Genomic DNA, 13,950 nt, shown 5'->3' with positions numbered 1-13,950 from the left:
TCATAAAGAAATAAATCACAATTTATTGTTTTTAAAGGATTTAAATAAAACCGAGCTTATATAAAAAACAAATAAAAATATAAGAAAAATCTCAATAAGCATCACTATTTAGAAAACACCAGAACTAAATTTAATTATGCCTAACTTAATTAAGCGAAGGCTAATAATTAATGACTCCGTTTTCCTTCCCAACTGGGCGGAAAATATCCCTGTGTTTTCTAAAGAGAGAATTTAATTTGACGACATTAAAACCCCTATTAGCCAAAAATCGCAGTTGGGCTACGTTGCGTCGCCAACGTCATCCCCACTACTTCAGAAAGCACACGCAGGGCCAGACGCCCCATTCACTCTGGATCGGCTGTTCAGACAGCCGAGTGCCTGCCGAAGTGCTGACGGGTTCTGCGCCCGGCGAGCTTTTTGTTCACCGCAACATCGCGAATATGGTGGTGGCAGACGACGATAACTTCATGAGCGTGCTGCAATATGCCCTCGAATACCTGCATGTTTCCCGCATCGTGCTCTGCGGCCACTATGGCTGTGGCGGTGTTCAGGCGGCGGTTAACCTGCCCGAAATGGTGCTCGCTCAGGAGGACTCCGCTCTTTCCCGTCGCATCATGGATCTGCGTCAAGCGCTTTCGCCGCATATTGCTGCCTCGCAAGATAGCGATGCCGATGAAAGCACGCGCCAGAATCAGCTGGTGGAAGCCAACGTGCTGGCACAGTTCGCCCACCTGATCGCCTGTGAACCGGTGCAGAAAGCCTGGCGCAATGGCGTTGAGCTTGATGTTTTCGGCTGTGTCTACGACCTGCATAGCGGCCATCTGAAAGAACTCATCCACCGTCACGCCCAGAAACAGGAGGCATCCCCATGAACCTGAGTACACTCCGACATGATATCCCCGCGGGGCTCGTCGTCTTCCTTGTTGCCCTCCCGCTGAGCCTCGGTATCGCGCAGGCCAGTGGTCTTCCTCCTTTTGTCGGTCTATTGACCGGCGTCGTCGGCGGTATCGTCGTCACCCTGTTCAGCCCCTCTCGCTATGCCGTCAGCGGCCCTGCCGCTGGTCTGGTTACTATCGTCTCCGGCTCTATCGCCAGCCTGGGATCGTTTTCAGCCTTGCTATTGGCGATCATGCTCGCAGGGGTGCTGCAATGCATTATGGGCCTGCTGCGCGCCGGACGTTTTATTACGCTTATCCCCGGCACCGTGATTAAAGGCATGCTGTCTGCTATCGGCATCCTGCTGATTATTCAGCAAATTCCGCTTGCCTTCGGCTCGGACGGTGAGGACGATCTAAAATCGCTCTTCGACGCTTCCGAACCTGGATTTTCCGCCAGCGCGCTGACTGTCTGTCTGGTCGGGTTGGCGATTCTCTGGCTTTGGACCACCAAGCCCGTGCAGAAAATCAGCGCATTTAGCTGGCTTCCCGGCCCGCTGGTCGCTGTGCTCTTTGGCGGATTATTTACCGTCTACGGCGATCGCCTGTCCTCCGAAATGGTCGATAACCTGCCGCGTATTGTCCTGCCGGAATTTGGCAGTCTGGAACAGCTGATGGGGGAGATGACCCGCCCAGACTGGCAGGCATGGAAGAACCCGGCGGTTTATGTGGTCGCGGTGACATTAGCGCTGGTGGCGAGTCTGGAAACGTTGTTAAGTCAGGAAGCGTTGAAGAAAATTCGCCCGCAGCACCCTGCGCCCTCGCCGGATAAAGAGATGCGTGCGCAAGGTATCGGGAACATGCTCAGCGGTTTTCTGGGCGGATTGCCGATTACTGCCGTGATCGTACGCAGCTCCGTCAACGTCAACGCCGGTGCGCGTACCAAGTTCTCCATCCTGCTGCACGGCGTGCTGCTGCTGCTTTGCGGCCTGTTCATGACCGATTTGCTCAACGTCATCCCGCTTGCCAGTCTGGCAGCCGTGTTGCTGTATACCGGCTATAAGCTGGCTTCTCCGCAACAATTCCTGCTGCTGTGGCGTCAGGGTTTACAACAGTTCGTACCTTTCGCGGCGACCGTTATCGGAATCATCGTGTTTGGGATGCTGGCAGGAATCGGGATTGGCATCGCAACTCAACTGGCCTTCAGCATTTATAAAAGCCACCGCAACGCGATGCAGCTCACACGCTACGGCGATCACTTTGTCCTGAGTTTTCAGCAGAACCTGACGTTTGTGCACAACCCGCGTCTGCAAGGCCTGCTTAACAAAATCCCCGCCAACAGCGTTGTGATTGTAGAACACGACAATGCCGACTATATCGATCCTGATGTCCGCACGATGCTGGAAGATTTCCGCGAGAATGCGCAAGAACGCGGCATCAAACTCAGCCAATGGCCGGTTTGATGCACTAATCGCCATACATGACAGCAACGCCCTTGGTGGAGGGTGTTGCCTATTTAGCTCTTGCCAAACACCGCTGGCGACGCTCATCAACGCGATTGGCAAACCACGCCGTGGTGAGTTTACGGGTGATCTTCGGGCTTTCCAGCGTGATTCCCGGGAGGATGGCGCGTGGAGCCTTCGTGCCCGATTTATCCGCCAGCGCAAAGACACGCTCATACAAGCTGGTGTCTTCAAAATCGAGGCTATTGCCCTTCCCCAGCGCACGACGGATTGCGCTATCACTCATGTCCAATCGTTTCCCCAATGCGCGCACCGCCAGTTCCGTAGCGCTGGCTTTATCCGAACCGTAGTTGATTAAGTCACCGTCCAACGCCAGTTGGACCCCGGTCAGGCGGCTGACGGCACGCTGGAACGCCGCATTCCGGCTGGCATACCAGCCTGCATTGAAATCGGCGAATCGATAAATGGACTGTGGATAATTCGCCGGATAACCCAGCAAATGCTTGATACCAAAATACATCCCGCCGCGACGACTGAAGACTTCACGGCGAAGGGAACCGTCTACAGTGTACGGATAGCCCTTAGCGTTAGCTTCAGCAAAGGCGATGCTCACCTGCATCGGCCCTCCAGTACGTACCGGATTCAGCCGACCGAACAGCGTCTGCCCCATCGGCACCATGTCGATGAAATCATTAAAGATCGCGCTGAGCTCTTTTTCCGTGCGTACCTTATCGAGCCGCTCGCTATAGTTTTTTCCGTTAGGAGATTTGATGAGTAGCGCGGTGCGCACCAGAAAAGACGGAGCATGGACTTGCTCCGCACGACGGTCGATCTCCTGCCAGGCGATTTTCGACAGATTCGGCACCTGTGGATCGGCATTAAACGTCGATTCCTGTTCAGTCACCGCGAGCACCGAGCACAGATTTTCATTGCTGGGATCGAGCCCCTGCGTGGTAAATGCGGTGGCGATATCGGTCGCCCAGCCCTGACGATCTTTCACGTTGTCCGGCAACAGCTTGAGTAGCTGAGCACGAACATCCGCAGGCCGCGATTCCGGTGTCGTCGCGGTCTTGCTGGCACAGCCCGCCAGCACCAGCAGAACCAACGCACACAGGGGACGAAATAAAGGAATAGAAGAACGGGACATAGTCTCTCGGCATCATGATAGGAAGGCTGTCAGAACGTTAGCGCAGCCCGCACCAATTATCCAGCCACAGGCAAGCACATGCATTTTACGCACTGACCTGGCATAGTTAACGCTATCACTAACCGAATGCGCTAACGAACGGACGACACACGCATGGCTGCCACCCACCATTGGACGCGAGATCAGCTACTGATCGCTTTCACCCTGTACAGTCAGCTACCATTTAGCAAATTCGATAAGCAGAATAAAACCATCATTCGCTACGCCGAGTTGATTAACCGCACGCCTTCCGCACTGGCAATGAAACTGTCTAATTTTGCCAGTCTCGATCCGGTTATTATCGATTCTGGCCGAAAAGGCCTGAGTGGAGCCTCCAACGCTGACCGCGCGCTGTGGCAGGAGATGGACAATAATCCCGAGCTATTTGAACAGCAGTGCCAACAGGCGATAGTATCGCTCGAAGCAGGAGCGGCGGAAGCGACAACAGCGCCATCACCGTTTCAGGCCAACGAGAGCGAAATCTCTGATTATCACGGCGGCGAGCGCCTTACACAGGTAAGAACGCGTATTGGTCAGCAGCTATTCCGTAAACACGTACTCAGCAACTACGGCGAACGCTGCTGCGTGACCGGGCTGGAAGAACCCGCGCTGCTGGTCGCCAGCCACATTTGCCCATGGAAAACAGCGGCAGAACACCGCCTCAACCCCAGCAATGGCCTCTGTCTGTCCAACCTGCACGACAAAGCCTTTGATATGGGGCTCATCAGCTTCAATGATTCGCTGGAAATGCTGCTTTCTCCACGCATCAAAAAGCTGAAAAGCGCCACCAGCGACGTCAATTTCGCCCAGTACGAAGGCAGGCAAATCCACCTGCCAGACGCCTACCCGCCCGACTTGTCGCAAATGGCGTACCATCGTGAGCATATTTTTCTGGGGCGGGGGTAAAAAGCGACAAATCAGCGATACAAAAACAGGGCGATATAGGAGCTGTCGCGCGAGATGACGTGCGGATGTTCATCAAGCAGCGTCCGCAAACGCGCCTGCTGCCGCGCATTCGGTAGAATGCCTGAACGGTTGAACCGCTGTATCCAGTACGCCACGCCAGCCTGCGTTAGTGCAGTATTCTCTGGCTTAGCATTATCCAGCAGGAACACCAGCCAATCCCATTTATTCAGCTTGTGCGCTAGAAAGTAGTACACCTCAACGTGCTCTCTGGAAGACGCACTGTCCAGACAACATTGAAGCTCAGGCAGCGACAGATAAATTTTCTGCTGGTAAAACAGCTTCCGCGCGACCTTCACAATAGCCAGCGAGGGGTGCCGCAGAGAGAGCAGCAGTTGCTCACGCGCGTCGTCACCGGTGCGCAGAATAAGAATGCGCAGAGCGCTGTAGTAAAGGCTGGGATAGCACTCGTCCAGATTACGCTCCGCCAGCGCCACAATGCCGTCATAGCGATGCTCATCTAGCCCCCAGAGCGTGATTTTGCGCACGGTGACGGTACTCGCCCGATCCAGTGCCGCAAGATAATGCGCAGCCGGATCGTCGTTTCGTTCGCGCAGTAGCGCTGAGGCTCGTTGACGCACCAATGCATTCTTATCAAACAGTAAGGCAACCCGTTGAGGCTCAGACACGGGGAACGCATTGTCTATCACGTATTGCAACGCCACCTGCTTGATGGGTGCGAACGAGTCTTTCAACAGAATGGTCAACACGTCGTGATCGACGTCCTTGTCCGCATTTAGCAGATACCGCGCCGCGTTCGCTCTGACTAACGGATCGCGATGCAACATCGCCTGGCTAAAGATCTGCCTCAGCGGAAATAACTTACGTTCAACCAGAATATCCAGTGACAGCCTGGCGACGGTTTTGTCCTCCGCAGACAACCCCGCCAGTAGCGACGGCGCGTGCGCCTCCTCGGTCAGAAAGCTGACGATCTCATCCACCAGTGGCTGATGATCTTCCCGCTGGCACTGCAACAGCCAGAAAATGGCAGGCAAATTGGCGACAAAAGACGCGGTGTTATTCGGCGTTAACAGCAGCCGCACACTCTGCTTGGCCGCGCGGCGCACCGGTTCAGCCCAATCGTTTACTCGTTCAATCAGCGCGGGTAATGCCGAAACCTCGTCCATGAAGCCCAAACACAGCACCGCACGCTGCCGAATATGCCCGTTATAGTGACGCGTGAGTGTTATCAGGTGTGACGCTGAACCCAGTGCATCACCCTGCGCAGGCTGATAATAGTTATCTGGCGAAGCCACCAGCTTTTCTAACTGGTGTAGTAGTAAGTCGTATGATGCCATAGTCCCTGCCCTCTTCTTTTTCCGTTGATCGACAGACGCCTTACGCCATCACCACCCGATACAGCAGCGTATCCAGCATCGTGTCGTCAGCGGCTTTACTGTCTGGCAACATTGCTGGGCTATCGGCATCGCTCAACATCTGCGTGATGAACGCGTGGATCACCTCCCGACGCGGGCCGTATTCCGCTTCACCCGAGCGTTGCTTGATCTCAAGTAGTTGATGGATTTCAGCCAACAGGCGCGGATCGTCCACCGTTCCTGCAAGCAACTGCGAGAAACGCATGGGCGGCATACCTTTGCCTGCCTCTATCCAGCGCACCGCAAGCAGTGGGCGCAGGACGTAGAAATACTTTTTGAGACGTACCGTTTCATCTTGCAGGTAACCGCGAAAGTTTTTACGCGCCATCGACAGGTAGTGCCAGCGAGCCTTGGACGGAGAGAACCACGTCGGCACTGCCGCTCGCAGTGCGGACGTCGCTTCCCGATCCTCCTGATAGACCACGGGCGAATCCAGCCACTCGATCAGCGTCGGGTTAGCCCGCTTGAGCAGGCCGAGCGCTTTACGCCATTCCCAACCGCAGACGTCCAGCTCATCGTCGATGGGCAGTTCTATCACATCGCGCTGTGCTTCAACGCGCAGATACCACTCCGGCCGATGCACATAGAGGAAGCGTACGTCGTAGTCACTATCTGGGGACGCAAATCCCCAGCCACGGCTACCCGATTCACAGGCATAGAGCACTTTTACCTGATAACGTTCTTCTACATCCTGTAGGACTAATTTTATCCGCGTCCGCATAGCAGCATCGACGCGATAATCGTTTTCTATCATGATCTTATCCTTTCACACACACCACCTGACGCAGCGTATGTACTATTTCCACCAGCGATGACTGTGCCGCCATCACCTTATCGATATCTTTGTACGCCATCGGGATTTCATCGATAACGTCGCTGTCTTTTCTGCATTCAACGTGCGCAGTCGCACGGATCTGATCTTCCACGGTGAAGCGTTTTTTCGCGGCGGTACGGCTCATGGTTCTCCCCGCTCCGTGGCTACAGGAACAGAAGCTCTCTTCGTTCCCTAATCCGCGCACGATGAAACTCTTCGCTCCCATCGACCCCGGAATGATCCCCATCTGGCCTTTCTGCGCCGACACCGCGCCTTTACGAGTAATCAGCACCGACTCACCAAAGTGTGTTTCGCGCTGCACGTAGTTATGGTGGCAGTTCACGCCTTCCTGCTGCGTCGTAAACGGCTTCGTCACAATACGAGACAGCGCCGCCAGCGTATGCGACATCATCACTTCACGGTTATGACGGGCAAAATCCTGCGCCCACTCAACTGCTTCCATGTAATCGTCAAAATGCAGGCTTCCTTCCTCGAAGTACGCCAGATTACGGTCCGGCAGATTCGCAATGTGCTGCTGCATATCTTCCTGCGCCAGCTTGATGAACAGCGATCCAATCGCGTTCCCTACACCACGCGACCCGCTGTGTAACATCACCCATACACGATCCACCTCATCCAGACAGATTTCGATAAAGTGGTTACCCGTCCCCAAGGTTCCCAGATGCTGATAGTTGTTAGTGTTCAGCAGCCGTGGATACTTATCCGTCAAACGTTTGAAACGCGGTTCCAGCAGCGCCCAATGCGCATCCACCGTCTGCGGCGGATTCTGCCAGGAACCGACATCGCGTTTGGAGCGCGACACGCTACGTCCGTGCGGCACTGCCTGTTCAATCGCGCTACGCAGCCCCATCAGGTTATCCGGCAGGTCGCTGGCCACCAGTGACGTACGCACCGCGATCATCCCACAGCCGATATCCACCCCTACCGCAGCGGGAATAATTGCGCCACGCGTGGGGATCACGCTACCAATCGTCGACCCTTTTCCCAGATGCACATCCGGCATTACCGCCAGATGTTTAAAAATGAATGGCATTTTGGCCGTATTCAGCAGTTGGTTACGGGCTTCCGGCTCCACGGGCACCCCCTGTGTCCACATTTTTACTGGCGCGCTATTCACTGGTGACATCATGTCGTAAGCCTGCGTTTTCATCTCTTCCATTTTTCATTCTCTTTGTTTGTCATTGTTCACCAGCAATATTGCGAAAGGCGTACCAATTTTCTTTTTCAATCCCCAAAAAAACATAATACTTTGATAATTAACAAATAAAAAACACATCACTGAAACTGGAAACGAAACAAAAGAACAGGTAAATTTATCCTATAGGATAATAATTTATATAAAGGAATAGCATGAAGCGTCGCGTCGTTATTGGTGTGTTGGGCACCACGCTGGACAAACGGGGTAAACGGGAGAATCGCTGGACGAAATGGCGGCCTACCGTCGGCCTGTGTCAGCAGCCGGATTTTCCCGTCAATCGTCTGGAACTGTTGCACCAATCACGCAATGAAGGAATGGCACAGCAGGTGGCGGAGGATATCGCCGTGGTGTCACCGACTACGCAGGTCACGCTTCAGGCCGTTGAACTGCGCGACCCGTGGAATCTTGAAGAGGTCTACAGCGCCTTTCTGGACTTTGCGAGCCGCTACCCGTTCGATATCGAAAACGAAGAGTATTTCGTCCACATCACTACCGGTACTCACGTCGTACAGATTTGCTGGTTCCTGCTGACCGAAGCACGCTATCTGCCCGCCAAGTTGCTACAAACCGCACCGGGGGAAAAAGCAGATCGCCCAGCACCGCAAGGGATCTACTCCATCATCGATCTGGATCTCAGTCGTTACGCGACTCTCACCAGCCGCTTCCAACATGAGCAGGAGCGCTCTGTCTCGTTCCTGAAATCCGGCATTGAGACGCGCAACGCGACATTCAACACACTGATCGATCAGATTGAACGCGTCGCACTGCGATCCACCGCGCCGATGCTCCTGACTGGCCCGACCGGTGCGGGGAAATCCTTTCTGGCGCAGCGTATCTACCAACTACGTCAGTCTCGCCATCTGGTCAGTGGCCGTTTTGTTGCGGTTAACTGTGCCACGCTGCGCGGCGACAACGCGATGTCGACGCTGTTCGGCCACGTAAAAGGCGCGTTTACCGGCGCGTTGCAGGCGAGAAGCGGGCTGCTGCGTGAAGCGGACGGCGGGATGCTATTTCTGGATGAAATCGCCGAACTGGGGCTGGATGAACAAGCGATGCTGCTAAAAGCCATTGAAGAAAAACGCTTTTTTCCGTTTGGCTCGGATAAAGAGGTCAGTAGCGATTTCCAATTGATTGCTGGCACACACCGCAACCTCAGCGAGTGGATCGCACAGGGAAAATTCCGTGAAGACCTCTATGCGCGTATCAACATGTGGACCTTTCCTCTACCGGGACTGGCAGAACGTCGGGAAGATATCGAACCCAACATTGACTACGAAATCCAGCGCTTCACACGCGATCACCAAGCGCAGGTCCGCTTCGATAAAGACGCGCGACAGCGCTACCTCGCCTTCGCCTGCTCATCGCAGGCGGCGTGGCGCGGCAACTTCCGTGAACTCGGTTCATCCATCGCTCGCATGGCAACGCTGGCGGAACAAGGGCGCATCACCGTGGCACTGGTAGAGGAAGAAATCACGCGCCTGCGGGCCAGTTGGCAGAGCGACGCCCCGACAACCGCACTATCCGAGCTACCGCCCGAACTCGCCAGCATCGACCTCTTCGAACAGCGCCAGCTTGAAACCGTGCTTGATGTCTGCCGCACTTCCCATTCGCTTTCCGAAGCTGGCCGTCGCCTGTTCGCCGTCTCACGCCAGCAAAAACAAAAGCCCAACGACGCCGACCGACTGCGTAAATATCTGGCACGTTTTGGGCTGAATTGGGAGGGATTGAAGCGGGTATAAATTTATCATAAATTTATACCTTAACGGGTAGACCACGATATAATTACCCTGTTGTCCTCCGACAACGAAAGAGAGAGGATGCAAGGGTCAGCTATCGCGATCAGCAAAAGTCTATCGCTTATAGCCAAATTCTCTGTAATCAGCTGTTTTAATTAAGGTAGATGATATGAAAACCACAATGTCTCAGAAGTCGGCCCGTGAAGGCCTTGGCAACCCTGAACTGTTCCAGGGGGGGTTTATGTAACAAAAAACGGCTCCGCAGAACTCTTCGTGCAAACAGCAGCAGAACGGGAAGCTGAACTGTTGGAGAGAGAAAGAGAAAGACAATCTAACGCACTCTTGAAGCTGGTGATGACGGCTAAAAAAGAAATTAAAAATGGTCAGGGAATGTCCGCAGAAGAAGCCTTACAAAAATTACGTGAAGCACGAACGTAGAATAAGGAGTCAACTTGGCCAGTTCGTACACTATTAAAGTCGCACCTGCGGCTGTCTGGTCTTTGCAGGATGCCGAATCTTATAAATCTCACTATATCGGTATTGAACAAGCCGCTATGTGGTCTGAGTCACTGTTCTTATCCTCTATGCAGGCCATTTCTCAAGATCCTTTCCGTTACAGGCACAACGCCATACTATCCGATAAGGGAATCGCGCTCCGTGAACGTCTCTCAGTAGAAGATGACTTTCGCTGTTTGTATGATGTTGATGAAGAGAATGGGGTCATCGAAATCCTGCTTTTTGTCAGCATGAAACAGGATCTTGAGAAAATGCTTTATCGCTATTATGTGTTGAGCTGATTTCCCCCGATGAATGATGAATAACGAGCGGTAAACAGAACGTGTTCTGTGCAGTAAGAGTCATCTTATCCTCCCCTACAGGCAGCACATTTTCCTCATTTTAGGGGAAACACAGGGGGAGGTTCCCGCAGGGACGCCTCACCCCTGTGGTCGCCCCATGTATCTCGATCTGCCAGCGATGGGGCTTTCAGCCCATTTCTGCGAGTTTCATTCCAAAACGCGCTGTAATTCTACTGTAAATCCATCCACCCTCTTTCACGTTTTTCGCCGTTGGAATACAGTCACTGTGCTGCGGCAACATCCGTAGCCGGGCTTGGAACCCCGAACCTCTCAAGACTGAAAAACACTTTGTTTTTTCAGGGGCTGCGTGCACACTCTTTACGGTGACGCAGGCAGGGCAACCGCAAGGTTGACCGGTCTTCTTGAGAGCCGGGGTTCCAATCCTGTCTGTGTCACCACCCGAATTTGGAACCTTGTGTGGTGGCGGACGTAATTATCTCAAGGAAAAAATGACCATGACGGACACTCACGCCACACCCGCTAACAGTACCATTACCATTTTCCGCGATCTGATAGCCAGCCTGCCTTTCGCGCAATTGGATGACGTTCAGCTCTGCGACCTCGGCGCAATTGCCGCTGAATCGGTCGAAGGCCTGTGCCACGGCCTGCATTACCTCGGCGATACGCTGCAAAATGACGTTGAACTGCCGCAGGAAAGCCTCAGTCAACTCGGCGCGTGCCTCAACGCCACCGCACACCTGATTCCGGCACTACTGGAAATGTGTGAACAGGCAGAACGTCACGTGCGAACAGTAACACCAGTAGCATGACTTGCTTTTTACTATGCAGTAAAAACAATATGTTATGCTAAATAAGGGGACAATCACTCTCTCCCCTTACTCTCTCTTTCTCAAGGAGAGGAAGTAAGCACAGCACTTACCATTAACTGAATAAAAAAAGTAACTCATGTCGGTGATGCTGGTCAGTTGAAAATAAAAAAAGCGCTAATGTCGTTCATACATTAGCGCTTTTCTGCCAGATAAAAACTATTTCAGATCGACCGTGAGTTCAGGTGCGCCAAAGCTCACTACCGTGGCTTTCGAAGCCGCAAAATATTGCCGCCAGAAGGCTTCAAGCTGCTGCATGATCTTGCCGGATCGATAATTGTTTTTCGAATCCGTATCAATCAGCCCTGCGCCCGCGATATACACATTCGCCCCGCCAAAATCTGCCACCAGATTTTGTTTGCTGGCGCGCGCCAGCTCTTTTTCCGGCTCAAGCAAACGAATACTGTTATTGCTGTAAAAGCTGCCAAATGCGCTGTTTTCCAGCATGTCGGACACCAACAAGACCGTTTTACTGCTTGCTGGCGTTTCTTTCAGATCGTCACCAATGCGCTTAAGACTATCCATGATTTCGCTTTTGGCGATGTTATCACCGCGATCGGCGAAGCTTTCCGCCATCTTCTTCCCAATGGTTTGTGCAAAGAACTGCGTTTGTTGTACCAAACACCCATCCAGTGATTTCAGACTATCCATGCCCAGACTATTGCGCACCTTCTGGTCGGTGAACGGCATTTCCAACTTGCCGTCGAAAACACGCTTCATGTAGTTATCCTGCAACAACGCCGAGAACTGATACATCACCACATGATCGCCAGGCTGCACGTAACGTACGACTTGATTCCAGATCGATTTTTTCAGGTCAACAGGCACCTTGACCGTCTGATCGACAATCACCACCAGTTCCCGACCGCTGTCATTTGGGCGATGTTGCTCCAGCTTGGCAAAATTGTAGCAACTAGGGATATCGTTACGTTCCGCGGCCTGCGACATACAGGCGACCCCCAGCAACAGCAGCGAGAGTATCGTCCTCATACATTCTCCTTCGGACGCGCCTTATTCAGCAACGCCTGCACGCGCTGACGCTTCTGCAAGGACGCCAACGGCAGATCCAAATCGTCGGCAATTAGCTGTAGCTCTTCCTCGCTAAACAACGTCAAATCACCCAGTTCATGAATGCGCTGCTTCTCGTCATCCGTCTCTGCCGTGCTGGCTGGCGCAGCCACAGGCTGAGCTACCGAGACAACGTCAACGACAGGAGGCGTCTGTACAGGTGCCACGGGTTGGCTAACGGCCTCAACCGGCACGGACTCAATGGGCTGAACGACAGGTTGAGCAATGGATGCCTTCGGCTGTACGGGTTCACTTGTCGCCTGTAAATGTGCATTCAACTCCGCATTAGAGCGCGCTTTATCACGCAGCTTTCCGCTGATGTAATCATCAAACGTCGGCAACGTAGTAAGCGGTTCACTCTGGCCATTGGTGCGCTTCATCATCAGGCGATTTTGCAACGCAGTCAGCTTTTCTTGCCCATCGCGCTCCACACGTTCACGCCGCATTGCGTGCCATGATGCAAATTCTTCAGAGCCGCTAAAATTACCGATATATTTCGCCGCGGCTTTGGATTCAATCCCAGCAAACGAACGATAAATACCAATCAAAATACCAATCAGCTGCACACCAACAAAAATGACGGACAGAATGATGAACGTCAATTTGGAGGCGAATACACGGTTGTCCGTGATTTCTTGTGACGCTTGCGTATCCGCTCTGGCATTATCCGCCGCCGCACCAGCTGGGAGGTCAAACGGGGAGGCATCACTCGCTTGAACGACTTGTGAGAACGGCGAACCATTCACCGCCTGCGTATCCATCGCATTGATGGTCGCCGCACGAACCAGATAGGCACCAACAGAGAAGAAAATAATCAGCGCCAATGCAACCGCCGTTGCCCAGTACTGCGGCTTAACGTGAACATTGTGCGTTACGCGGTTCAACATCTGGATGTAGTTCGGATCGTTGTCATCCAGACGGGTATTTTCCAGCGAGATTTCGTGGTTCTTGCTCAACCCTTTCGCAGAGCCGCTATGACGCGCTTCTGAATACCAGTAACGGATCTTTTTCAGCAGCGTGTTTTTATGCAGTTCGGATCCCATCAGGTGGGTAGCAGGCACCAGCACCACACCAATCAGAACGGAGATGACAATCGCCGAGAACTCTGCCTGATTGGCAGAAATGTTACTCGCGATAAACGGCGAGAGCACCAAAGCGAAAATAAAGGCTTCGAGCAGAACTAACACCACACTGCAACCCCACAAGATGACGCCTGTCGGTTTGCGACCTCGCTCATCCACCTTATTCAGGTAGTTGACACAACGCAGGTAAAAATCGGCATCCAGATTAGAGGTTTTATAATACTGCCAATATTTGGCGCAAATAGCCTCTTCCGCCGGATACCAAGCCAGTTTACCCGTGCCTTGACGACGCGGTTCATTCGCACGGGACAAACGGGACACGTGGCCAATCAGCGGCAAGCTGCTCATCAGGTTAAGGAAAAAGTAGCTGACCTGATCCCACCAGCGAATAAAGACCAGTACCAACGTCATTAGTGCCAATAATGGCCAGAAGATGTAGCGATAAAGCGAAATCGCCTCGGCGATGCTTTGAAATAATTCCATG

12 protein-coding genes and 1 pseudogene are annotated in these 13,950 nt (G+C 53.1%); 7 read left to right on the top strand and 6 right to left on the bottom strand.

Annotated features, from left to right (window positions below; all coding sequences use genetic code 11):
• The first annotated feature begins 203 nt into the window (after positions 1–203).
• The gene (locus tag EO763_RS02360; protein WP_161530325.1) at positions 204–872 is read left to right on the top strand and encodes a carbonic anhydrase; all 669 of its coding nucleotides are present in this window, start codon (positions 204–206) and stop codon (positions 870–872) included.
• Complete coding sequence (locus EO763_RS02355) at positions 869–2,338, top strand: SulP family inorganic anion transporter (RefSeq protein WP_103183074.1); 1,470 nt, start codon at positions 869–871, stop codon at positions 2,336–2,338. Before EO763_RS02360 ends, EO763_RS02355 begins: the two co-directional genes overlap by 4 nt.
• 49 nt (positions 2,339–2,387) lie before the next feature.
• Here EO763_RS02355 and EO763_RS02350 read toward each other — a convergent pair whose 3' ends face one another.
• Positions 2,388–3,485: a DUF1615 domain-containing protein gene (locus EO763_RS02350; RefSeq protein WP_161527965.1), complete on the bottom strand. Its 1,098-nt coding sequence runs from the start codon at positions 3,483–3,485 to the stop codon at positions 2,388–2,390.
• A gap of 153 nt (positions 3,486–3,638) precedes the next feature.
• Between EO763_RS02350 and EO763_RS02345 the strand changes: the two genes are divergently transcribed.
• On the top strand, positions 3,639–4,430 hold the full coding sequence (locus EO763_RS02345; protein WP_161527964.1) for an HNH endonuclease: 792 nt from the start codon (positions 3,639–3,641) through the stop codon (positions 4,428–4,430).
• Positions 4,431–4,441: 11 nt separating this feature from the next.
• On the opposite strand, the gene EO763_RS02340 is transcribed toward EO763_RS02345, so the two are convergent.
• From EO763_RS02340 to EO763_RS02330, 3 genes are read right to left on the bottom strand one after another with little or no spacing between them, the layout of a single operon-like run.
• On the bottom strand, positions 4,442–5,785 hold the full coding sequence (locus tag EO763_RS02340; protein WP_161527963.1) for a HEAT repeat domain-containing protein: 1,344 nt from the start codon (positions 5,783–5,785) through the stop codon (positions 4,442–4,444).
• A gap of 40 nt (positions 5,786–5,825) precedes the next feature.
• Positions 5,826–6,617: a nucleotidyltransferase domain-containing protein gene (locus tag EO763_RS02335; RefSeq protein WP_161527962.1), complete on the bottom strand. Its 792-nt coding sequence runs from the start codon at positions 6,615–6,617 to the stop codon at positions 5,826–5,828.
• Between the two features lie 4 nt (positions 6,618–6,621).
• Positions 6,622–7,857 carry an RtcB family protein gene (locus EO763_RS02330; protein ID WP_161527961.1) on the bottom strand — a complete coding sequence of 412 codons (1,236 nt, stop codon included), beginning with the start codon at positions 7,855–7,857 and terminating at the stop codon, positions 6,622–6,624.
• Positions 7,858–8,048: 191 nt separating this feature from the next.
• Between EO763_RS02330 and rtcR the strand changes: the two genes are divergently transcribed.
• The 4 genes and pseudogenes from rtcR to EO763_RS02310 all read left to right on the top strand — a co-directional run bounded on the left by rtcR (position 8,049) and on the right by EO763_RS02310 (position 11,259).
• Complete coding sequence (gene rtcR / locus EO763_RS02325) at positions 8,049–9,635, top strand: RNA repair transcriptional activator RtcR (protein ID WP_161527960.1); 1,587 nt, start codon at positions 8,049–8,051, stop codon at positions 9,633–9,635.
• A gap of 166 nt (positions 9,636–9,801) precedes the next feature.
• Positions 9,802–10,070, top strand: a pseudogene (locus EO763_RS02320) (hypothetical protein).
• A 14-nt stretch (positions 10,071–10,084) separates the two neighbouring features.
• Positions 10,085–10,429 (top strand): type II toxin-antitoxin system RelE/ParE family toxin, encoded by a 345-nt coding sequence (locus EO763_RS02315; RefSeq protein WP_161527959.1) that lies wholly within the window; start codon positions 10,085–10,087, stop codon positions 10,427–10,429.
• A 515-nt stretch (positions 10,430–10,944) separates the two neighbouring features.
• A complete protein-coding gene (locus EO763_RS02310) occupies positions 10,945–11,259 on the top strand; it encodes a hypothetical protein (protein WP_039491796.1) in 315 nt (104 codons plus the stop codon).
• A 216-nt stretch (positions 11,260–11,475) separates the two neighbouring features.
• On the opposite strand, the gene EO763_RS02305 is transcribed toward EO763_RS02310, so the two are convergent.
• Together EO763_RS02305 and EO763_RS02300 are read right to left on the bottom strand one after the other, a co-directional pair.
• Positions 11,476–12,306, bottom strand: coding sequence for a hypothetical protein (locus EO763_RS02305; protein ID WP_040031915.1), 831 nt, complete (start codon positions 12,304–12,306; stop codon positions 11,476–11,478).
• Positions 12,303–13,949 (bottom strand): hypothetical protein, encoded by a 1,647-nt coding sequence (locus tag EO763_RS02300; RefSeq protein ID WP_161527958.1) that lies wholly within the window; start codon positions 13,947–13,949, stop codon positions 12,303–12,305. The genes EO763_RS02305 and EO763_RS02300 overlap by 4 nt, the downstream gene beginning before the upstream one ends.
• Between the last annotated feature and the right edge of the window lies 1 nt (position 13,950).

This window comes from Pectobacterium odoriferum (assembly GCF_009931295.1).
Lineage (GTDB): Bacteria > Pseudomonadota > Gammaproteobacteria > Enterobacterales > Enterobacteriaceae > Pectobacterium > Pectobacterium odoriferum.
Note: the sequence above shows the minus strand (reverse complement) of the source record. Positions and strands in the feature narration are given on the sequence as shown.